Genomic DNA, 21,981 nt, shown 5'->3' on the forward strand with positions numbered 1-21,981 from the left:
TATCGCATGTTTGCGCCGGAAATGGGGAAGACCCTTGGCGTGGCCTTCCCCGCGCGACTGGTTCGGATTATAGCGCAACCATGTCACAGATTATCTACAAGATAACTCCGCAAGCGCCTTGGCGCGAGGCCGAGGCCAAAGGCCGCTTCACCGGAGCGCCGATCGACATCGCCGACGGCTTCATCCATTTTTCGACGGCGGCGCAGGCCAGGGAAACCGCGGCAAAGCATTTCCAGGGCCAGACCGACCTTCTGCTGGTCGCCGTCGACGGAACCAGCCTGGGTGATGCGCTGAAATACGAGATCTCGCGCGGCGGCGCGCTGTTTCCGCATCTTTACGGCGTGCTCGACCTGAAAGCGGTGCTCTGGGTCAAGCCGCTGCCGCTTGGGGCCGACGGTACCCACCAGTTCCCGGTTCTGGAGGGGCAATGAGCGTGCTCGACCGGATCGGCCAGAAACTGCTGTTCACCTTCGATCCGGAAACCGCGCATGGCCTGTCGATCGCGGCACTGCGCTGCGGCCTGCCGGGCGGCGCGCGGACGGTACGCGATACAAGGCTGAAGGTCCGCCTTTGCGGTCTCGATTTCCCGAACCCACTTGGGATGGCGGCTGGCTACGACAAGAACGCCGAAGTACCCGACGCGCTGCTTGGCCTCGGCTTTGGCTTTGCCGAAGTCGGCACGGTGACGCCGCTGCCGCAGGCCGGCAACCCGAAGCCGCGCATCTTCCGGCTGACGTCGGATGAAGCAGTCATCAACCGGCTTGGCTTCAACAATGAGGGCCATGCGGCCGCCGAAAAACGGCTTGTGGCGCGAATCGGACGCGGCGGCATCGTCGGCGTCAACATTGGTGCCAACAAGGACAGCACCGACCGCGTCGGCGACTACGAGAGCGGCGTTTCTCGCTTTGCTGCTTATGCCAGCTATCTCGCCGTCAACATTTCCTCCCCCAACACACCAGGCTTGCGCACCATGCAGGCGCGCGAGCAACTCGGCGAATTGCTGTCGCGCGTCATGGCCGCGCGCACTGCAGCGTCCGCGCAGCCGCCGATTTTCCTCAAGATCGCGCCGGACCTGGCCGAGGCCGAGCTGGAAGATATCGCCGCCGAGGTCATCGAAAAGCAGATCGACGGCATCATCGTTTCCAACACAACCGTTTCCCGGCCGGTGCTGCGCGGCGACGATGCCGCGCGAGAGACAGGCGGGCTTTCGGGAAAGCCGCTATTCGAACGCTCGACCATCGTGCTGGCCAGGATGCGCAAGCTGCTCGGGCCCGAGATGGCGATCATCGGTGTCGGCGGTGTCAACTCAATGGAGACGGCTCTGGAGAAGATCCGTGCCGGCGCCGATCTCGTCCAGCTCTATACCGGCATGATTTATGGCGGACCGGCGCTGCCGGGCCGGATCGTCGCCGGGATGGCACGTTTTGCCGCGACGGAAAAACTCAGGTCGATGCGCGAGTTGCGCGACAGCCATCTCGACCGATGGACGTCGAAGCCGCTCAGTTGAACGCGGTTTGCATCCGCAGCCGCAAAATTGTCAGCAGGCTCAATCCCCGCACCAGCAGAAACACGTGCAGCGCCGCCCACAGGCCGTGATTGCCGAAGGCGGGCGCCAACGTGATCAGCGCGGCGGCAAAGGCAAGGAATGACAAGAGCATCATGTTGCGCATGTCGCGCGACCAGGTCGCGCCGATGAAGACACCATCCATCTGGAAGGCGAGCACACCGCTCAGCGCGGTGAAAGCCGCCCAAGGCAGGTAGGTATCGGCCACGGCGCGGACCTCCTGCGCCGTCGTTACGACGGCGATCAGGTTGGTGCCGGCCATGAGCAGCACCAGCGTCGCGACAGCGGCCAGACCAAGGCCCCAGAACAGGGTCAGCCGCACTGCCCGCCGGAAGGGCTGTTCGGCACGCGCGCCGACGGCACGGCCGGCGAGTTGTTCGGCGGCGGTAGCGAACCCGTCGAGGAAATAGCCGGCGACGAGAAAGAAGTTCATCAGCACCGCATTGGCGGCCAGAGTCACCGTGCCGAACTGCGCGCCCTGACGGGTGAACAGCGCGAAGGCGGCTAGCAGCGAGAACGAGCGGATCATGATGTCGCGGTTGAGCGACAGCATGCGCAGGAAGGCGCCCATATCGAGCAGGCGCTGCCGAGGCAAGGGCGGGGTGGATCGGAACCGGCGAACCACGATCGCGAGGCCAAGCAGCATGGCGAGCAATTCGCCGGTGACGGTTGCCCAGGCGACGCCGGAAACACCCCAGCCGAGCTCAAGGCCGAGCAGAAAGCACAGCGCGATGTTGGTGCCGTTCAGCACCAGTTGGAGGATCAAGCCGAGCCCGCCCTCGCCGCGCCCCAGCACGTAACCGAGGATGGCGTAGTTGATCAGGGAGAACGGGGCGGCAAGCAGCCTGATCCTGATGTAGACGCCCATCGCGTCGCTGACGCGCGGCCCGGCATCCATGAACCACCGGCCGCCAACGGCGATAAGCGGTGAAAGCGCTGCCAGCACGACGCCAGCGACGACCGCGATCAGCACGGCGCGCCAGAACACCGCCTGTTCCTCCAGCGCGTCGCCACGCCCAAAGGCCTGGGCGACTAGGCCGGTGGTGCCCGAGCGCAGGAAATTGAAGGTGGTGAAGACGACGTCGAAAGCCAGCGCGCCGGCGGCCAGGCCGCCAAGCAAGGCGGCGTCACCGAACTGGCCGACAACAGCCGTATCGACGAGGCCGAGCAGCGGCGTCGTCAGATAGGCGAGCGTCATCGGCACGGCGATGGCAAGCACCGACCGGTTGGTGACGGAAAATACTTTGGCGTCGGCTGGGATGGCGCCCTTGTCCAAAGGATTGCTGCCTTGCTGATTTGCGGCTTGATCGGGGAACCGATGTGCCCCATTTTCCGGCCACCGCGCAATCGCCCTTCCGCGGCGGCCAACCGAAATCCCGCTCTGGCGAAACCGTCCGACCCAGTTCATGCCCCTGCAGATCGTCCACCATCCCGACTACGACGCCGGCTTCGCGACCAGCCATCGCTTTCCGATGAGCAAATATCCGCTGCTGATGGAGACCCTGCGAGCACGCGGCCTGGCCGGAGCCGGGGCGCTCAACACAGCCGAACCCGCGCCTGCGTCGTGGCTTAAGCTCGCCCATGCGGCAGATTATGTCGAGCAGGTCATCAGTTGTTCGGTCCCGGAAAAAATCGAGCGCGAGATCGGCTTTCCGGTCGGCCCGCGCGTCTCGTTGCGCGCGCAGCTTGCCACCGGTGGCACGGTGGCGGCGGCGCGGCTTGCCTTGCGTCACGGTATCGCCTGCAACACCGCCGGCGGCAGCCATCATGCGCGGCGCGCGCAAGGCGCCGGCTTCTGCACTTTCAACGACGTCGCCGTCGCCTCGCTGGTCCTGCTTGAAGAGGGCGCGGCACACAATATCCTGGTGGTCGATCTCGACGTGCACCAGGGCGACGGCACGGCGGATATTCTGGGCGACGAGCCACGCGTGTTCACCTTCTCCATGCATGGCGAGCGGAACTACCCCGTGCGTAAGATCGCCTCCGACCTTGACGTTGCCCTGCCCGACGGCACGGGCGACGCCGCCTATGTCGAAAGGCTCGATTCCATCCTGCCGGAGCTGTCGGCCGGGGCGCGTTGGGACATCGTCTTCTACAATGCGGGCGTCGACGTCCATGCCGAGGACCGGCTCGGCAGGCTGTCGCTTTCCGACAAGGGCCTGCGCGCCCGCGACAGGATGGTCGTCGGCCATTTCCGGGCGCTCGGCATTCCCGTGTGCGGTGTCATCGGCGGCGGCTATTCCATCGATGTGCCGGCACTTGCCGCGCGCCACGCCGTCCTGTTCGAGGTCGCATCGGGCTATGCCTGAAGGTCACTTCCGGTAGTTGGCGATCCTGAGCAGGATGAAGGCCGGCACCACGATCGCGGCACCGAGCAGGATGTAGCCGAGGAAGCGGTCGATGGCGTGGAAGCCGAGATTCCATAGATCAATGAAGAACTTCTGGATGCCGTAGAACACGTCCATCGGCGACCAACCGAACGCGTTCATGACCAGGCCGACGAGAAAGGATACCACCAGCAGCTTCAGAATAATCCTGAGCGGCGAGTCGCCGAGAAAGCGCGTCAGTGCGGACAAGGCCGTCTCCCGATTGAGATGCCCGGACCCATGGGCACCGCGCAGAGATACGTGCTTGGCGGCCATCCATCAAGCCGCAGGGGCCGGTGCGGGGGAATTGATAAGCCGCGATCAGATGGTGGGCGCCATCGGGAGTCCCAACCGCTCAAGCGCCGGGCCGTGTGGCTTCCGGAAGGCCGCAATTCTTAAATACAGGTAAACAGTTTCAATTTAATTTATTGAAAACAAAGCACAAAATCGTCATTCTCCAGTTTTGCGCAATGTGCGTGCAATTTTCGCTTGCGAGATATCGGGCGTCTTTCAGGTGACGGACCGCACGGCGCTCTGCCCCGCCACAGCCGGTTAAATCCGGTCGCCGGAACCGCGCAGCCATCCCTGAAAGACGCCGATCGGAGCCTGACCGCCGAAGGGTCAGGGTCCACAACAGTTAACCAGCGTGTCGGACACCGATGCGCGTTCGTGTTGGAGTAATGTAGTGTCCCCTCAAGCAAAGATCGTCCTGACGGCGAGTGCCATCGCCCTTTGTCTTCTCCGTCCGGCGACGGCCGCCGACTTTTCCCCCACCTACAATGATCCCCCCGCCTTCCAGTGGAGCGGCGCCTATGTCGGCATCCACGGCGGTACGGCCTTCACGAGGATGCCGAACCCGTTCGCCGGTCGAAACGGCTTCAGCGGCGGCGTCCAGGCCGGCTACAACCAGCAGATGGGCTCAGCGGTTCTCGGCGCCGAGATCGAAGGCTCCTATCTAGGCGGCGCCGAACACGATGTCCGGGGCGGCAAGATCAAGGAAAAATGGCGCGGAGCGGCCAAGGCGAAGGCCGGCGTGAGTTTCGACCAGACCCTGCTGTTCGGAACCGGCGGCGTGGCCATGACCAAGTTCGACAAGGGTGACGGCGTAAGGAGCAGCGACGACTGGAAGATGGGTTACCTCGTCGGCGCCGGCATCGAGCTGGGCTTCGCCGGCGGCCTCTCGGCCAAGGTCGAGTACGACTATGTCCGCACCCCCGGGGTGGAAACGACATCGGCGCTTGGCGGGTCCAAGGAGACGATCGGCAGCCATGAGTTGAAAGCCGGCATCGACTACCGGTTCTAAACAGCAGGCGACCGACCTCGATCGCGCGATGGCCCCAACGGCATCGCGCGGTCTTGTTGTTGATGTCCGGACGCTGACGTTTCCTCGATGCAAGGAGCATTCCATGCTTGTCGCAATGTCGATGTAATGTTCGCAATCTAGGTTTCTTGCGTGAATTTTCACCATGGGAACAGCAATGTCCACGCATCGCCCCGGCCTACGGACGACCAAGCTACTGTTCATAGCGATCGCATTCGCCTTGGCGGGCTGCGCCTCCGACATCATGAAGAACTATGTCGGACGACCGGTCGAATCGGTCGTTCTGGATTACGGTCCGCCAACGGCGGTCATCGACCTCGGCCAGGGAGAGCGCGCCTATCAGTGGCGCCAGGTCTCGACGTCCGCGGTTTCCGGAACGTCCAGCGGCGAGGTTCGCCACACAAAACACGGAACCATCTATGAAGAGACCGACACGCCCGGCTATATCGAGCGTCAGGAATGCTTCTACACATTTTATGCCCGCGCTTCCGGCGACCGCTGGTTCGTCACCAATTTCCGCCGGCCAAAGCTGGAATGCGAATGAACGGCGGCGCTGCAAATCCTGTGGCGGCGGGTGAAGGAGAACGCCGATGCGCGTCCTGCTGATCGAGGACGAACCGGAAATGGCGTCCGTGCTGAAGGCCGCTCTGGAGCGTCTGGACATCATCGTCGATCATGCCGCTACCTTGGCCGACGCCGAGGCGGTGGCTCGTCTGGGCCATCACGACGCCGTGGTGTTGGATCGCCGGCTGCCGGATGGCGACGGCCTCAGCCTGATCCCGCGCCTGCGTGCCTTGCATCTGGATGTGCCTGTCATCGCGCTGACGGCGATGAGCGGGTTGGACGACCGGGTTGCCGGGCTCGATGCCGGCGCCGACGATTACATGGTCAAGCCCTTCGCCACGGTGGAACTCGTCGCGCGGCTCCATGCCCTGCACCGGCGCTCGTTCGCCTCGCGCGCCAACCAGACGATGGTTGGCCGCCTCACCTATGATTTCCGCCATCGCGAGGCGCTGGTCGCGGATCAGACGCTCGATTTGCCACGGCGTGAAAGGCTGGTGCTTGAAACGCTTATCCGCCGGCCGGGCCGGACCATCATGCGCGGCGCACTCGAGGAGGCCGTCTACGCCCTGGACGACGAGATCGGCTCGAATGCGCTCGACGCGCACGTCTCGCGGCTGCGCCGCAAACTCGAAGACGTCGCGGCCGGCATCGAGATCCGGGCGATCCGCAACCTTGGTTACCTCCTGCGGGCGGCGTCGTGAAGAAGGTGCGCCCGCGCTCGCTGCAATGGATCCTGATCCGCCGGCTGATCCTGCTGCAGGCCGCGACGCTGCTCCTCTTCATCGTGCTTTGCGCGGCAGCCCTTTGGATCGCCAATCCGAGCCTGCTCATCGACAACGAGGCTGCCGTCGCGGCCGTCAAGGATGCCGTCGAACGCGACAAGGACGGCGGCCTGATTGTGCGTGAAACGGAAGATCTTGCGGCGTTTCGCCGGAGCTTCCCCAATGTCTGGTACATCGTTCGCGACGATCACGGGCAGAGCGTCCGTTCCGGCACGATACCGGATGTCTACACCAAGGACTTCGGCGGCCTACTCGGCGAGGCAGACCACGCCACGATCGGATTCTCCGACAAGGACATGCGGCCGGAAGCGTATATCGAAAACGCTTCGACCAGGGCCGGCGCGGTCCGGATCATCGCCGCGACGCAGTCCTCGCGCCAGGAGACCGACGGGCTCGAGATCAACATTTCGGCCACGGTGGAGGTCGCCCGATATTCGGACGGCAGCAGGAATTGGGAGCGCGCGCTGCCGGCGCTTGCGCTCGTCGTCGCGATCCTGCTGTTGCCCATCGTCCTCGTCATGGGCGCGATCACGCTGGTGACGACACCGGCCGTCGTGCGCCGCTCCTTTGCCGGCCTGGTCGAAACCGTCCGCCAAGCTGCCCGCATCGATATCGGAACCCGCGCGATGCAGTTGCCGGTCAAGCACGTGCCGCAGGAAATCGCGCCGCTGGTGCATGCCTTCAACGATGCTTTGGCCCGCCTCGCGCAGGGGTACGACCGGCACAACCGTTTCCTCACCGACGCGGCCCACGAATTGCGCACGCCGATCGCCATCCTGCGCACCCGCGCCGAGTTGCTGCGGCAGGAGCCGCAAAGCGCGCGGCTGCTGCATGACATCGAGCGCCTGTCGCACCTTGCGCAGCAACTGCTCGACCATCAATTGCTCGACCGCCCATCGGACCAGCGCGAGATCGTTGATCTCGATGATCTGGTCAGACGGGTGGCGGCCGACTTCGCGCCGCTCGCCATCGAGGCCGGCTACGACCTTGCCTTCGAGCCTTCGCCCGACAAGACACGCGTCGATGTCAACGTGCTGCAGATCGAGCGGGCGCTCGCCAACCTCGTGCGCAATGCCATCGAGCATGGCGGCGGCGCCGGCACCATCACGCTTGCGATCGACAGGACTGGCGGCATCGAAGTGCGCGACGAAGGCCCGGGCATCCCCGTGGACGAGCGGGAGAATGTCTTCGAGCCCTTCTATCGCCTGCAGCCGCAGTCGCGCGGGGCGGGGTTGGGGCTGGACCTCGCCCGGCAGATCGCTCTGCTGCACGAGGGAACAATCCGGATCCTGGCGGGCTCATGGCGCGGTGCCCGCATCCGCATGGAACTGCCGGTTCGTTCGTGATACGTGCCACCGGCGGCCCCAAAAGCGTGGCGGCCGCGCGACCCCCTAGCTACCTGTTTTCTGTTTTCTAACCAATTGCCGCTATTGCCATTCCAAAGCGGGGAGCCAGGCTTTGGTGGGAACGGGAAAAATCGGCGCGCACCGCGCACCCATGTTGTCGGTCGTCGTGCCTTGCTACAATGAGCGCGACGGCGTGGCGGAGCTTCATCGACGCGTCAGCGCGGCATGCCTCGAGCAAAGCCTCTCCTACGAGGTCGTTCTCGTCATCGATGGAGCGACCGACGGCACCCGTGAGGCCATTTTCGAACTGGCCGAAAAGGACGACCATGTGGTCGCCATCGACCTTGCCCGCAACTACGGCCATCAGATCGCCTTGAGCGCTGGGCTGGAATTCTGCCGCGGCCAACGCATCCTCATTCTCGACGCCGACCTCCAGGATCCGCCCGAACTGCTTGGCGCGATGATGGCGAAGATGGATGAAGGCTTTGACGTCGTCTACGGCCAAAGGGTGAAACGGGAGGGCGAAAGCTGGTTCAAGCTGGCCTCCGCCTCGATGTTCTACCGCCTGCTCGGCCGGATGGTCGATGTCGAGATCGCGCCGGACTCCGGAGATTTCCGGCTGATGAGCCGCCGCGCGCTGGACCATCTTGTCGCGATGCCCGAACGCTACAGGTTCATTCGCGGCATGGTGAGCTGGATCGGGCTGAGGCAGGTCGCCTTCCCCTATGAACGGCAGCGGCGCTTTGCCGGCGCCACGCACTACCCGTTGAAGAAGATGGTTCTTCTGGCGGTCGACGCAATGACCAGCTTTTCGATCGTGCCTTTGCGCTTCGCTTCGCTGCTGGGCATGATGTTCGGCCTGCTCGGCCTGGTCGTGCTTGGCTATACGCTGTTCGAATGGTCTATCGGCAATGTTCTGCCGGGCTGGACGAGCCTTGCCGCGATCATGCTTATCCTGGGCAGCGTCCAACTTCTGGTGCTGGGCATTTTCGGCGAGTATCTCGGCCGCATGTACATGGAGACGAAGCGGCGACCGCTTTATTTCATCAACGAGATCGTTTCACGAAGCCAGGCGGCGGGCGAGGACCAGGACCTGCCAGTCCACCGCCTCCAGGAAATAGTGAAACGGGCGGCGCGTCGTTGAGGCAAGGGTCGACCGTGGGTAACGGCAACGCCATGGGCAGGATATGGTCGGCTGTTGCGGCCGGCTTTTCAAGAATGCTGCGGTTCGGCGCGGTCGGGCTGCTCAACACGGCTCTGGGCTATTGTCTTATCCTGGCTGGGCTGAAGCTGGGCCTTGGCGACATCGCCGCCAACATGACCGGCTATGCCGGCGGCCTTGTCCTTGGCTTCTTCCTCAACCGCCGCTGGACCTTCGGCCGTGCGGGCGGTTTTCGCTCCGGCACGGCCGTGCGGTATGCGCTTGCCTTCGTTGTGGCTTATACCGCAAATCTGACGATAGTGGTCGCCGCCATGTCCGCCGGCATCGTCGAAAATCCGTTTGTCCATCTGGCGGGAAACTGCCTCTACTCGGTCCTCTTCTATCTCGGCTCGGCCCGTTTCGTCTTCGTCGGCGCGGCAAAGGACACTGTCTTGATCGCGATCGACATGAAATCCCCTGGAGCGGCGACATGAACAAGGTCGAGGCAATCGTTCCGGTGTTCTCGCCGCTCGAGGACGCACAGCGCGCCAGGCTGATATTATGCCTGATCGGCGCGGGTGTCATGGCGACGGTTCTGGCAACCTTTGCCAGCGCAACCCTGCAGGACCCCGACAGCTGGTGGCATGTCAAAGTGGGGCTGGATTTCCTGGCAAACGGAACGCTTCCGACCGTCGACACCTATTCCTACACCTTTGCCGGCCAACCGTGGATCGCCAAGGAATGGCTGGGGCAGGTTCTGCTGGCCCTTGCCTACAGCGCGGGCGGCTGGAACGGCGTCGTCACGCTGATCATCGGCACGATCTGTCTCGCGGTCTTCCTGTCGGGATGGTTCCTCAGCGCGCATCTGAAACCGGTCCTGGCCGTAGCGCTGGCATTCGTCGCGGCATTCCTGATCAGCCCGATCTATACGGCGCGCCCGCACGTCTTCACCTTGCCGATCATCGTCGTCTGGACGACGATGCTGTTTCGTGCCGCGCGGGACGAGAAGGCCCCGCCGCTCTGGCTGCTCGGTCTGGTCGTATTGTGGGCGAACCTGCATGCCACGTTCACCCTGAGCTTCATCATCGCTGCCTTCGCCGGCCTCGATCTCCTGGCGCGCACCGGCCTGTCGAAACCCGCACTTTTGGCGAAGTGGGTGGCGTTTGGCCTGCTCTGTCCGTTGGTCAGCCTGATAAACCCTTATGGCGTGCAGGCCATCCTGGCCACGCTCACCGTCGCCTATGGCAATGAGGCTGTGCCGCTGATCCTGGAGTGGCGGCCGTTCAATGCCCAGGAACAGGTCCTCCAGGAAGCCGCGACACTGCTGGCCTTTTTCGGGCTTCTGACATCGAGGCTACGGATCGGCTGGGCCAAGGCGTTGTTCATCGTCTTCACCTTGCACGTCTACCTTTCGCATCTGCGGTTCGTCTATCTGTTCTTCCTGCTTGTTCCCCTGGTGGTCGCGGTCGAGGTCGCGCGCCAATATCCCACCCTGTCCGCAAGCGCCTGGCTGAATGAAGAGCGCGACGGACTGGAAAAATTCCTCGCCAGCCGGTTCCGTCTGCTCCGCGGCGCGACGGCGGTGTCGCTGGTCGTTGCGATCCTTGCGCTCAACAATGCCTACCAGGTCGCGCCGAGCCCGAAGACATCAGCCAGCGGCGCTCTTGCGTTCGCCAGGGATCACCACCTCGCAGGCAATGTGCTGAATTCCTACAATTTCGGCGGCACACTGATTTTCCACGACATCAAGACCTATGTCGACGGCAGGACGGACCAGCTGTTCCTGGGCGGGTTCACGAAAGCGGATGAGGCGATGGGGCAGACCGGGGGAAAACCACTGCTCGAGGCCCAGTTGAAGAAATACGCGATCGGCTGGGCACTGCTTACAGCCGCGGATACTCGCATCCCCTTCTTCGCCGAGTTGGGCTGGAAGCGGGCCTATGCCGATGACTATGCCGTGATCTACCTGCCGGCAACCTGATCGGCCGCATCCAAACCGGCTTCGCCGGCGTTCAAAGCACGGCGTTCCGGCTTGACACTCATGTTGCAGTGCAGCAAAATCGTTTCGCAGAGGAGAGCCTGTGAACCCCACGCGTCACGATTTTTCGCACAATCAGGGCATCGGCGCATGAGCGGCGTGGCGTGCTTCGCACGAGATCGGCGGGCGGCGAGCCGCGGACTGTCCGAATGAACTACAGGCGCGACATCGACGGCCTACGGGCCGTTGCGGTGCTACCCGTAGTGCTCTTTCATTTTGGCGTGTCCGCCATCCCAGGGGGGTTTACCGGCGTCGATATTTTCTTTGTCATATCGGGCTATCTGATCAGCGGCAGCTTGCTGGATGATCTCGAGCGCGGCCAGTTTTCGATCGGCCGCTTCTACTGGCGCCGCGCACGGCGCATCCTGCCGGCGCTGACCTTCGTCATCCTGCTTGCAAGCATCGCGGCATGGTTCATCCTCCTGCCGTCGGACATGCACGAATTCAGCCTCAGCGTGATCGCTGCCTCGACCTTCTGGTCGAACATCTATTTCTGGAAGACGACGAACTATTTTTCGATCGACGCCGAACTGCGGCCACTGCTGCACACATGGTCGCTTTCGGTCGAGGAACAGTACTACATCTTCGCGCCGATCCTGGTTTATCTGATCTACCGCTATGCCTCGAAGCGCTGGCTGACGATACTTCTGCCCATCACCATCGGCAGTTTTGCCCTGGCGGTGATGGCGACCACGCTGGCGCCGACCGCCGGCTTCTACCTGCTGCCGACACGCATCTGGGAGCTGGCGCTGGGCGCCATGCTGATGCTGAAAAGGCCGCCGCCACTTGCCAGCCGGCCGGCGACGGAACTGATTGGCCTGGCCGGCTTTGCACTGCTTGGCTTCGGCTTCCTGACGATTTCGGAGAGCGACCCATTTCCGGGCTATAATGCCCTGTTTCCCTGCGTCGGAACGGCCCTGCTGATCTATGCGGGCCAGAACCATGCGAACCGACCCGTGCCCCTCGCCACCCGTGTGCTTCAGTTCGCCCCGATGGTCTGGATCGGCTTCATCTCCTATTCGCTCTACCTTGTTCACTGGCCGATCAACTCCTTCGTCCACTACCTCTCGCTGAAAGCCATCTCGGTGCCGATGATCGTCGCGATGACGGTGGCCAGCGTCGCCCTGGCGACCTTCTCGTGGAAGTATGTCGAGCAGCCTTTCCGGCAGAAGCGGGCCTTCACCGCCCCGCTGCCGATCTTCGCCTTTTCGGCGACGGCGATCGCCCTGCTGTGCGTCGGCGGCCTGGCCGGTGTGCTGGGCAAGGGCTTTCCGCAGCGGTTCCCGGATTTCTCGACGCAACGGATCCTGGTGGGCGACTGGCGCAACGGTGTCTGCTTCAATGAGGGTGCGAGCCGGATCGAGGATTGGAACCTTGCCGACTGCACGCGCACGCACGGCTTTGCCACCAATGTGCTGCTGTGGGGCGATTCCTTCGCGGCTCACTACGTATCGGGCCTGGAAGCCAACGCGCAGAAAATCCAGGCCAACGTCGTCCAATATACCTATGCCGGCTGCCCACCCAACCTGAGCTATTTTTCCTATGCCCGGCCGGCCTGCACCCGCTTCAACGAACGGGCGCTGTCGATCATCCGCGATGCGAACATCCAGGCGGTGATCCTGAGCGGTCGATGGACCGACTACCAGGCCAGGGGCTTCGACGGACTGCAGACGACGATCGACCGGCTGCGCGCCATGGGCGTCAAGGTCTATGTCATCGGCCAGTCTCCGGAGTTCATCGCCGACGTCCAGAAGATCGCCTTCTTTGCAAAACACGAAGGCGCCGCGAATACGTCCTGGCCGATGGCCATGGATCCCGACATCAACAAGCAGGTGCAACTCTTCGCCAACGGCGCGACCTTCATCGACCCGCTCACCTATCTGTGCGACGCCACCGGTTGCTCCTATGCGGATGCCGGCAGCAAGCAGTTTCTCTATTTCGACTATGGCCATTTCTCTTCCGCCGGCGCGACGCTGGCCATCTCGAAATACTGGCCGAGCTTCGCCGCCGGCGGCGAAGTCGCAAAGGCCAGGGAACCAACGCCGACCCTCACCGGTGAGCTGGCGAAGCCCGCCTTGTGAGGCCGGTTTGCGATTGCCCGAAGCCATGCCGTCATGGTAACGAGGCTGCAGCGCGGGTATGATGTAATGGTAGCCTGTCAGCTTCCCAAGCTGAACGCGCGGGTTCGATTCCCGCTACCCGCTCCAGCTTGCGCTGCAAGGGCTCGAAGTAGATTCACAACCGCTTGCAGCGCTTTCCGACAGCCGGGCTGCTCATCCGGCTTCGAAAGCAGAATGTCTTTGACGGCAGCGATGGCGGATTTATCTTCGGTCATGGTCATGGTGGCGTTCCGTCGCGGGAATCAGGTGACGTTGAACATCACCAGCCTGCCATGACCGCCCTCTCTCAGCGAATTTGCAGAACTCTCAGCACACTACCGTTTTTTCCGACGGCCCGGCATGCGGACTATTCTATTCGCAATGGTCGTGCTGCTGTTCATGGGTAGCGGCTTTTGTCCGGCGGCCGAACTGGTGATCGCGGGCGCCGGCGATTGACCAAGAGCCACACCGACCCGGTCGGTGTGGCTGGCTTGCGGGCACTGGGCAATTGAGCGCCCAGGGTAAAGCGAGGGAGCGACTATGAAGAAGATTTACCAGAAGCCTGTTTGGAATAAGCGCGAACGTCTTTCCGCCTCGACGGCCGGGCCGACCTCCTCACTATCCCCATCGAAAGCTTAGAGGCCCGCTGGCTCACGCGCGGGCGTCTGCTTTTTTAAGGGGACATCAGGCGTTGCCCGCCTTGATCCTCGTCAGGTGCTCTCTTGCTTCGCTGACACGGCGCTGGGCGACTCTCATCGTGTCGCAGAGGGCAAGATCGATGCCCACGCCATAGCGCTTATCCATTATCCGCTCGAGACGTTTCAGTTCGGATTCAGCTTGGCTCACACCTAGCCTGGCCTTAGCTAGTTCCAGTTCGAAATGCACATCCATTGTGTCGGGTCCGTCGTAGCCCTTCCATTAGGAAATACTTATTTTCCGCTTTGGTTCCTTGCCAGCTCGCGAGTTCAAAGAAGGCGCCGGAGACACGCGCCAGCGGCCTTAGCCCCCACTGTGTCGTTCCAGCACACGCGCTCTGGCAGCAGTCTTGCATGCTCATTTCATCTGGGAGAAGATGAAATGGCTCTATCCAAGCAGTTGCTCGACCAAAACCTAACCTTTCAGTGTCCAAGCTGCAAAACCCCACTGGTCAGGAAAGGCTCCTGGGTCAAGTCCGTAACGACTTTCACCTGTAAGCGATGCGGTCAAAGGGTACGGCTGTCTTACAGCGAGAAGCTTGAGATTTTCAGGTTGGCTGCCGGGCCGTGCGGCACCGGAACCTAACGTCGCGTTGTCTTCTTTGCTCGTGCGTTTGAACGACGCCGCTCGGCCACGATGTTCCGGAACTATTTTAGCTTTAACTAATTGAACCGCGATGAGAGAACAAATCGCGGGGAGCTCGGATGCCGCAGTATCGGGTCGAGGTCATGGCCGCCGGATCGGCTATGTCATCGAGCATAGTCACAGCACCGTTGCCTTTCAAAGCGGCGGAAGCACATGCTGGCAAGCCTGTCACATTCAGGCGCCAGGAAGAAAACTGGCTACGTGTCACGGAGTTGAAGGGCGAGAAGCGGACCTTCGCTTACGTTGTCCGGATGAGGGCCACATGAGCACGCGTGGCATCAACTTCCTTGACCAATGGATCGCGAACAACGTCCCTGAGACCGCACCCGCGGATGTAATCTCCGTTGACGAACTCACGCACAAGCTCATCGCCGATGCAAAGGCAGTCGGCATCAAGCGGGGGAGATCGACGACGAAGTCGACAGCCTCTATCGCACCATCCTTGATGCCATAGTGCATTTCCAACCCGGTTTGACGGGATAGGAGAGTCGTTGACGCTTCTTGTGCTTCAGGACTCTTTGACGGCTTCCGGCTTCAGCGGCTCGTGATCAGGCACTTCATGCCACGTGACCTGTCTCCCCTAGGCCTGTCCGGTTAGCATCTGCTTCTTGAGGAGGAACCGGGCGAGGTTGTTGATGTTCCGCGGCGCCACCTTCCTGGGCAGATGCGCCAGGAGGTCTTCCGATTTGACGTCGTTGCGGAACCGCTCCGCCCAATCTTCGGTGAGATCGTCCCGCTGCAGCCGTAAATTCGTTTCGAACTCTCCGTCCGGCATTTCAACCGACAACTGCCGGGCCACCGACGCAACGTACGGCCGAGGATCGTCCAACAGATCCTCATAAAAAAAGTGATCGTATGCCAGATCGGCCAGCCGCAGGTAAGCTTCCCAGAAGGCATAGCTCTGCTCGATCAGGAAATAGGCCTGGCAGATGCCAGCGAAGTCGTATCGCGGAACCAGATCGGCGCCGTCCATCGTGCTTTTCCAACACCCCGACGCCTTTGCCCGGCAATAGGAAATCGCTTGGCGAAGGCGGTCCCGCCGCTCCAGCAGGACCAAGCCCATGGAATGGCGCCGGCTGCATTCAGCGAGGAAGTCAGCTCCATATCTGGCCTGCGACCAGTGAAGATGTCGTGGAAACAGTTTCACGGCGAACGTGCCGTTTGCGGTTGCGCCGCGATCGATCACGGCGGACATCAGGTCATCGAAGGATTTCGGCTTGCACCCCAGATTGGCCGTGTCGAGCCACTCGGCCGACTTGCCCAACAGTCCCGTGCTGTTCGTTAGACTGCCAAGCCATTCGGAGCCGCTGCGGGCTTCGGTCAGTATCGCGACGCCCTTCATGCGTGCCGCTTCTCCACGGCTCGCATGATCTTGATTGCAGAATGCCGTTCTTCTTGATGGTCCCTCGGCATGGTCAAAGCTCCGCTTAAACAGGTTTAAACGGACAAAGGCTTATATGGTTCCGCCGATTCGGCGGCAGCAAGGCAAAAGTGCGAGTTTCCTGCACTTGAAGAGCCCGAACACAGGTGCCGGCCACCTGTGGTGGCCGGCCTATGCGTCAGCACGAAGCGATTATAGCCCAATGCGGAGCCAGACGCGCTCGCGCCAGCAGCGGGTGCGACGGCGGCCATGGCGCCAGTAGCTGCGGCAAACTCGTCTCCAGCCGCGGCGACGCCCGTGGCGACGACGCCAGTAGCCATCGTGGCCATGATGGCGGCGAAAATGCCAGTCGCGATGCGAGACCTGCTCCACCTCGACCGCGTCATCCCCTTCGAAGACAGCCGGATCCGGCTTGTCCAGTTCATCGAGAATTCCGTTTCCCTGGGGAACACCGGCTACCGCGGGGCCGGGTCCGGCCACGCTCGCAAACGCCACTGCCCCCGCGACGCCAAGCATTCCAGTAAGAAACAACCGACGTTCCATAAAAACCTCCCGAGTTGTTGATCTTCGACACCTCGTTCCCTCGCCCGCAACGGGCTCCAGCGCGCATGCCGAAACGGCTTGAACGTGCGGCAGCGGTTCTCGTTCCATCACCCCACTTCGCGCAGGATGAAATCATGCAGCATCTTGGCGGCCGGCGACAGGACGCGATTCCTGACGGTGATCAGGCTGTAGGGTCTGACCTCGATGTCGAATTCGGTTTGGACGACATCGATGGCGCCGGCAAGCCCGTCCGGGTTCTGGATGAACTTCGCCACTTGCACCGAGACCGGCGCGATGGCATCGGATTGCGCGACCATGACAAGTGTGAGCAGCAGTGAACTGGTGTTCAAGATCCGGTCCGGCAGCGCGATGTTGCGGTTCAGGAAGTTGCTCTCCATCGCCTGACGCAAGGGCGAACCGCCCGACTGGAAGACCCAGTCATAGGCAGCGGTGTCTTCCAGCCGCACCACATTGCCTCCGGCGAGCGGGTGGCCGCGGCGCACGATCAGGCAGGCCTTCTCGACGCCGATCACACGGGATTCGAACAGTCGTGGATTGAGGTCGTCGGGAATGCGGGCGATGATGAAGTCGTGGCGCGAGGCGATCAGCTCGCGGGCGAGCACGTTCGACGTCTCGACCTGCATGGTGATCTCGATGCGCGGGTAGATGCGGCGGATTTCACGGATCGCCGGCACCGCCAATTCGATCGCCGGCGCGGTCACGGCGCCGAGGAACACCGAACCGCCCTTGCCGGCCTTGAGCTCGGCAATCTCGCGGTCGGCTTCGAGCATCTCGAGCAGGATCGAGCGGGCGCGCCTGGCAAGCGCCTGGCCATAGGGAGTGAGGGTCACCCCGCGCGGCAGCCGTTCGCACAGCTTCACGTCGAGCACCGCCTCCATCTCGGCGATCATGCGCGAAGCGGCCGGCTGGGAGATGTTCATGACCTGGGCCGCGGCGCTCACCCGTCCGTGATCGTCGAGGGCGGCGATCATGCGCATGTGGCGCAAGCTCAAGCCACTGCGCAGGAGTGTCTCCCCGTCTCCCGGGAGCTTCTCGTAACTTACTGGAATCGCATCGGGATCGCGCAATGCCGCCATGATCTCCCAGCTTTCTCGCCGATTGCTTTCCGGATGCTAGATCATACCGATTTCGGTATAGCAACCACCAAAGATCGCATTTGACAGTTATGGCAAAGGGACCCACCCTTCGCGCGTTCCGAGGCGCACGGGTCGGTGGCGATCAAAATCGTATCGATTGAACCGCGTCGCGGAGCCGATTGGGAGGATACCGGAGATCGATAATGCCGACAGCGGCGCGTTTGCGCTCCTGTCTGGCTGCGCGGCCCGCGAAGCCCCGAGGTGTCGCGTCCATCAACCAGGGAGAGTAATGTGAAGATTATCAAGACGCTGGCCGCCGTGGCGGCCCTTGGCATCGCTGCCATGACCTATCAGGCGCACGCGGCCGACAAGGGTCTTGTCGGCGTGCTGATGCCGACCAAGACCTCGCAACGCTGGATCAATGACGGCGACGCCGTCAAATCCCAGCTCGAGGCGCTCGGCTACACTGTCGACCTGCAATACGCGCAGGACGACATCCCCAACCAGCTCAGCCAGCTGGAAAACGAAATCACCAAGGGTCCGAAGGCGCTGATCATCGCCTCCATCGATGGCACCACCCTTTCGGATGCGCTGCAGAAGGCGAACGACGCGGGCGTCGTCGTCGTCGCTTATGACCGCCTGATCAAGAAGACCAAGAATGTCGACTATTACACCACCTTCGACAATTTCGGCGTCGGCGTGATCCAGGCGAATTCCCTGGTCAAGGGTCTCAAGGAGCGTTTCCCGAACACCAAGCCGTGGAACGTCGAACTGTTCGGCGGCTCGCCCGACGACAACAACGCCTTCTTCTTCTACAATGGCGCGATCTCCGTCTTGCAGCCGCTGATCGACGACGGCTCGATCAAGATCAAGTCCGGCCAGACCGGCATGGACAAGGTCGGCACGCTGCGCTGGCTCGCCGCCACCGCCCAGGCGCGCATGGACAACCTTCTCTCGGCCAACTACTCGGACGGCAGCCGCGTCGATGGCGTTCTGTCGCCCTATGACGGCCTGTCGCGCGGCATCACCGCCTCGCTGCGCGCTGTCGGTTACGGCACCGACGCACAGCCCTGGCCAATCGTGACCGGTCAGGACGCCGAGACCGCCTCGGTCAAGCTGATCATCTCGGGCGAGCAGTACTCGACCGTGTTCAAGGATACCCGCGAACTGGCCAAGGCCACGGTGCAGCTGGTCGACAAGGTGCTCTCCGGCGGCAAGCCGGAAGGCCTCGACGAAAAGACCTACAACAACGACGTCAAGGTGGTTCCCTCGATCCTGCTGACCCCGCATGAGGTCGACAAGTCGAACTACCAGGCCCTGGTCGTCGACTCCGGCTACATCAAGGCCGAAGACCTGAAGTAATCCCGGTTACAAAGACAGGGGTCCTGCGCGACGCAGGGCCCCTTTTCGTTCACAAGCGGCCCCGGTATTGTTTCTACCGGCCTAGAGCCATTCCCGGAAAAGTTCGCACGGTTTTCCGTCAGGAATTGCCTAAAAATAGAAAGTGTAGGAGGAGCTTGCCCTCATGACCTCGACGATTTTGGAGATGCGCGACATCACCAAGAGGTTCCCCGGCGTGAAGGCGCTGTCGAACGTCAACCTCCGCGTCGAGGAAGGCGAAATCCATGCCGTGGTAGGCGAGAACGGCGCTGGAAAATCGACACTGATGAAGGTGCTTTCGGGCGTCTATCCCTCCGGCACCTATGATGGCCAGATCATCTTTCAGGGCCAGGAATGCCAGTTCAAAGGCATCCATGACAGCGAACACAAGGGCATCGTCATCATCCACCAGGAGCTTGCGCTGGTGCCGATGCTGTCGATCGCCGAAAACATTTTCCTCGGCAACGAGCACGCCAGATACGGCGTCATCGACTGGGACGCCAACGAGGCGCGCACGTCCGAGCTTTTGAAAAAAGTCGGGCTCAAGGAAGACCCCAAGACGCTGATCACCCATATCGGCGTCGGCAAGCAGCAGCTGGTCGAGATCGCCAAGGCGCTCAGCAAGGAAGTGAAGCTGCTGATCCTCGACGAGCCGACAGCATCGCTCAGCGAAAAGGACAGCCAGGCGCTGCTCGATCTTTTGCTCGAGTTCAAGCGGCAGGGCATGACCTCGATCCTGATCTCCCACAAGCTCAACGAGGTGAACCGCGTCGCCGACAAGGTGACGGTGATCCGCGACGGGCGCACGATCGAGACATTGCCGAGGAAGGATATCAGCGAGGACCGCATCATCACCTCGATGGTCGGCCGATCCCTCGATGATCGCTACCCGCCGCGCGAACCTAGCATCGGCGACGTCATTTTCGAGGTCAAGGACTGGTCGGTCTACCACCCGATCCATGCCGAACGGCAAGTGATCAAGAGCATCGACCTGAAGGTGCGCAAGGGCGAAGTTGTCGGCATTGCGGGACTGATGGGCGCCGGTCGCACCGAATTCGCCATGAGCCTGTTCGGCCGCTCCTATGGCCGGCGCATCAGCGGTGAGGTGCTGCTCAACGGCAAGCCCGTGGACCTTTCCACAGTGGGCAAGGCCGTGCAGAACGGCATCGCCTATGTCACCGAGGACCGCAAGACCTATGGGCTGAACCTCATCGACCATATCAAGCACAATGTGACGCTGGCCAACCTCGCCGGCGTTTCCAGTGGCGGCGTCATCGACGATATGCGCGAAATGAGCGTCGCCAACGACTATCGCAAGAAGACCAATATCCGCGCCTCCAGCGTCTATCAGCTGACCGGCAATCTCTCGGGCGGCAACCAGCAGAAGGTGGTGCTGTCGAAATGGCTGTTCGCCGACCCGGAAGTTCTGATCCTCGACGAGCCGACGCGCGGTATCGACGTCGGCGCCAAGTACGAAATCTATACAATCATCGCCCGCCTCGCCGCCGAGGGCAAAGCGATCATCGTCATCTCGTCTGAAATGCCGGAACTCCTCGGCATCACCGACAGAATCTATGTCATGAACGAAGGGCGCATCGTCGGCGAGATGGCGGCAAATGACGCCAGCCAGGAAAAAATCATGCGCGCCATTGTTCGCGGAGAAGGAAAAGCATCATGAGCACAGACAGCGCTCCCGCACCGCAAAGCGGCACCGCCGAGGACGTCAAGCAGGGTCCTCGCGTCGCCGTCTCGGCGCTGACGACGAACCTGCGCGAATACGGCCTGATCATCGCGCTGATCGTCATCATGCTGTTCTTCCAGTACACGACGTCGGGAACGCTGTTCAAACCGGTCAACCTCAGCAACCTGGTGCAGCAGAACTCGTTCATCATCGTGATGGCGCTCGGCATGCTGCTGGTCATCGTCGCCGGCTATATCGATCTCAGCGTGGGATCGGTCGCCGGCTTCATCGGCGCCCTTGCCGCCATGATGATGGTCATCTGGCCGCTCGGCATGTTCAGCAATCCGCTCGTTGTCTCGATCGTCTGCCTCATCGTCGGCGGGTTGATCGGTGGCGCGCAAGGGTACTGGATCGCCTATCACCGCATACCAAGCTTCATCGTGACGCTCGCCGGCATGCTGATCTTCCGCGGCATCTGCCAGGCGCTGCTTGGCGGCGGCTCCTCGGTCGGCCCGCTTCCCGACAGTTTCAAGGCGCTGAGTTCCGGTTTCATTCCCGACGTCATCGGTCCGCTGACCCTGATCCCGCCGACGGTGAACGCGGCCGGCAAAACCGTTTTGGGCAGTGGCCTGACGCTTCACATGACGACAATCGTGCTGGGCCTGATCGCGGTGCTCGCCTACGCCTATTTCGGCTTCAGGACGCGACGCAAGCGCGAACTCCACGGTTACGAGGCCGAGCCTTTCACCCTGTTCGTCATCAAGACGCTGGTCGGCAGCGCGCTGGCGCTCTTCCTGATCTTCCAGTTCGCGACCTATCGGGGCCTGCCGATCGTGCTCCTGGTGATGGGCGTACTGATCTCGCTGTTCGTCTTCGTCACCAAGCGCATGACCATCGGCCGCCGCATCTACGCCATGGGAGGCAACGCCAAGGCGGCGCAACTGTCGGGCATCAACACCGAGCGGCTGACGCTCTGGGTGTTCGTCAATATGGGCGTTCTGTCGGCGCTCGGCGGGCTGATCATCGCCGCACGTCTCGGCCAGGCCGTGCCGGCCGCGGGCCTCGGCAGCGAACTCGACGTGATCGCGGCCGTCTTCATCGGCGGCGCCTCGGCGATGGGCGGCGTCGGCCAGGTCATCGGCGCGGTGGTCGGCGGCTTCATCATGGGCGTGATGAACAACGGCATGTCCATCATGGGCGTCAATGTCGACTGGCAGCAGGTGGTCAAGGGCCTGGTGCTGCTCGGGGCCGTCATCTTCGACGTCTACAACAAGAACAAGGCTTGAGGGCGGGGCGAGGACTAGGAGGCATACGGGTTCTAGATCGCGAAGCTGCCG

The 21,981-nt window shown here is 62.3% G+C and carries 20 protein-coding genes, 1 tRNA gene and 1 pseudogene; 17 read left to right on the forward strand and 5 right to left on the reverse strand.

The window, feature by feature from the left end:
• The first annotated feature begins 80 nt into the window (after positions 1 to 80).
• A complete protein-coding gene (locus tag X739_RS144240) occupies positions 81 to 431 on the forward strand; it encodes a DUF952 domain-containing protein (RefSeq protein WP_023795373.1) in 351 nt (116 codons plus the stop codon).
• Entirely contained in the window at positions 428 to 1,507 is a 1,080-nt protein-coding gene (locus X739_RS144235) for a quinone-dependent dihydroorotate dehydrogenase (RefSeq protein ID WP_023770992.1), read from the forward strand. Before X739_RS144240 ends, X739_RS144235 begins: the two co-directional genes overlap by 4 nt.
• Here X739_RS144235 and X739_RS144230 read toward each other — a convergent pair.
• Positions 1,500 to 2,840, reverse strand: coding sequence for an MATE family efflux transporter (locus tag X739_RS144230; RefSeq protein ID WP_023795374.1), 1,341 nt, complete (start codon positions 2,838 to 2,840; stop codon positions 1,500 to 1,502). The two genes, X739_RS144235 and X739_RS144230, sit on opposite strands and share 8 nt — an antisense overlap.
• 130 nt (positions 2,841 to 2,970) lie before the next feature.
• On the opposite strand from X739_RS144230, the gene X739_RS144225 reads away from it, so the two are divergent.
• Positions 2,971 to 3,873: a histone deacetylase gene (locus tag X739_RS144225; protein WP_023782186.1), complete on the forward strand. Its 903-nt coding sequence runs from the start codon at positions 2,971 to 2,973 to the stop codon at positions 3,871 to 3,873.
• 3 nt (positions 3,874 to 3,876) lie between these two features.
• Here X739_RS144225 and X739_RS144220 read toward each other — a convergent pair whose 3' ends face one another.
• Positions 3,877 to 4,140 (reverse strand): DUF6460 domain-containing protein, encoded by a 264-nt coding sequence (locus X739_RS144220; protein ID WP_023770995.1) that lies wholly within the window; start codon positions 4,138 to 4,140, stop codon positions 3,877 to 3,879.
• Between the two features lie 475 nt (positions 4,141 to 4,615).
• On the opposite strand from X739_RS144220, the gene X739_RS144215 reads away from it, so the two are divergent.
• The 9 genes from X739_RS144215 to X739_RS144175 all read left to right on the forward strand — a co-directional run bounded on the left by X739_RS144215 (position 4,616) and on the right by X739_RS144175 (position 13,329).
• Positions 4,616 to 5,233, forward strand: a complete 618-nt coding sequence (locus X739_RS144215) for an outer membrane protein (protein ID WP_023795375.1) — start codon at positions 4,616 to 4,618, stop codon at positions 5,231 to 5,233.
• 262 nt (positions 5,234 to 5,495) lie between these two features.
• Entirely contained in the window at positions 5,496 to 5,795 is a 300-nt protein-coding gene (locus tag X739_RS144210; RefSeq protein ID WP_245273921.1) for a hypothetical protein, read from the forward strand.
• A 46-nt stretch (positions 5,796 to 5,841) separates the two neighbouring features.
• Positions 5,842 to 6,516 carry a response regulator transcription factor gene (locus X739_RS144205; RefSeq protein ID WP_023795377.1) on the forward strand — a complete coding sequence of 225 codons (675 nt, stop codon included), beginning with the start codon at positions 5,842 to 5,844 and terminating at the stop codon, positions 6,514 to 6,516.
• Positions 6,513 to 7,943: a HAMP domain-containing sensor histidine kinase gene (locus X739_RS144200; RefSeq protein WP_023795378.1), complete on the forward strand. Its 1,431-nt coding sequence runs from the start codon at positions 6,513 to 6,515 to the stop codon at positions 7,941 to 7,943. The genes X739_RS144205 and X739_RS144200 overlap by 4 nt, the downstream gene beginning before the upstream one ends.
• 115 nt (positions 7,944 to 8,058) lie before the next feature.
• Positions 8,059 to 9,087, forward strand: a complete 1,029-nt coding sequence (locus tag X739_RS144195) for a glycosyltransferase family 2 protein (protein WP_023771000.1) — start codon at positions 8,059 to 8,061, stop codon at positions 9,085 to 9,087.
• Between the two features lie 14 nt (positions 9,088 to 9,101).
• Complete coding sequence (locus tag X739_RS144190; protein WP_245273917.1) at positions 9,102 to 9,578, forward strand: GtrA family protein; 477 nt, start codon at positions 9,102 to 9,104, stop codon at positions 9,576 to 9,578.
• Positions 9,575 to 11,065: a hypothetical protein gene (locus tag X739_RS144185; protein ID WP_023771002.1), complete on the forward strand. Its 1,491-nt coding sequence runs from the start codon at positions 9,575 to 9,577 to the stop codon at positions 11,063 to 11,065. The genes X739_RS144190 and X739_RS144185 overlap by 4 nt, the downstream gene beginning before the upstream one ends.
• 206 nt (positions 11,066 to 11,271) lie before the next feature.
• A complete protein-coding gene (locus X739_RS144180) occupies positions 11,272 to 13,203 on the forward strand; it encodes an acyltransferase family protein (protein WP_023771003.1) in 1,932 nt (643 codons plus the stop codon).
• Between the two features lie 52 nt (positions 13,204 to 13,255).
• A tRNA-Gly gene (locus tag X739_RS144175) sits at positions 13,256 to 13,329 on the forward strand.
• A gap of 576 nt (positions 13,330 to 13,905) precedes the next feature.
• On the opposite strand, the gene X739_RS144170 is transcribed toward X739_RS144175, so the two are convergent.
• Positions 13,906 to 14,112, reverse strand: coding sequence for a hypothetical protein (locus X739_RS144170; RefSeq protein ID WP_032924360.1), 207 nt, complete (start codon positions 14,110 to 14,112; stop codon positions 13,906 to 13,908).
• Positions 14,113 to 14,824: 712 nt separating this feature from the next.
• On the opposite strand from X739_RS144170, the pseudogene X739_RS01000000166400 reads away from it, so the two are divergent.
• Positions 14,825 to 15,045: pseudogene (locus X739_RS01000000166400) on the forward strand (hypothetical protein).
• Between the two features lie 97 nt (positions 15,046 to 15,142).
• On the opposite strand, the gene X739_RS144160 reads toward X739_RS01000000166400, so the two are convergent.
• The gene (locus tag X739_RS144160; RefSeq protein ID WP_023772971.1) at positions 15,143 to 15,904 is read right to left on the reverse strand and encodes a Stf0 family sulfotransferase; all 762 of its coding nucleotides are present in this window, start codon (positions 15,902 to 15,904) and stop codon (positions 15,143 to 15,145) included.
• A 336-nt stretch (positions 15,905 to 16,240) separates the two neighbouring features.
• Between X739_RS144160 and X739_RS1000000169455 the strand changes: the two genes are divergently transcribed.
• The gene (locus X739_RS1000000169455; RefSeq protein WP_023795379.1) at positions 16,241 to 16,507 is read left to right on the forward strand and encodes a hypothetical protein; all 267 of its coding nucleotides are present in this window, start codon (positions 16,241 to 16,243) and stop codon (positions 16,505 to 16,507) included.
• Between the two features lie 86 nt (positions 16,508 to 16,593).
• On the opposite strand, the gene X739_RS144150 is transcribed toward X739_RS1000000169455, so the two are convergent.
• Entirely contained in the window at positions 16,594 to 17,583 is a 990-nt protein-coding gene (locus X739_RS144150) for a LysR family transcriptional regulator (protein ID WP_023772973.1), read from the reverse strand.
• 291 nt (positions 17,584 to 17,874) lie between these two features.
• Between X739_RS144150 and chvE the strand changes: the two genes are divergently transcribed.
• The 3 genes from chvE (at position 17,875) to mmsB (ending at position 21,930) form a co-directional block, all read left to right on the forward strand.
• Positions 17,875 to 18,945 carry a multiple monosaccharide ABC transporter substrate-binding protein gene (gene chvE / locus X739_RS144145; RefSeq protein WP_015319282.1) on the forward strand — a complete coding sequence of 357 codons (1,071 nt, stop codon included), beginning with the start codon at positions 17,875 to 17,877 and terminating at the stop codon, positions 18,943 to 18,945.
• Positions 18,946 to 19,108: 163 nt separating this feature from the next.
• Entirely contained in the window at positions 19,109 to 20,641 is a 1,533-nt protein-coding gene (gene mmsA, locus X739_RS144140; protein WP_023772974.1) for a multiple monosaccharide ABC transporter ATP-binding protein, read from the forward strand.
• Positions 20,638 to 21,930, forward strand: a complete 1,293-nt coding sequence (gene mmsB, locus X739_RS144135) for a multiple monosaccharide ABC transporter permease (protein WP_023772975.1) — start codon at positions 20,638 to 20,640, stop codon at positions 21,928 to 21,930. The genes mmsA and mmsB overlap by 4 nt, the downstream gene beginning before the upstream one ends.
• Positions 21,931 to 21,981: the final 51 nt, after the last annotated feature.

Source organism: Mesorhizobium sp. LNHC209A00, from assembly GCF_000502915.1.
Lineage (GTDB): Bacteria > Pseudomonadota > Alphaproteobacteria > Rhizobiales > Rhizobiaceae > Mesorhizobium.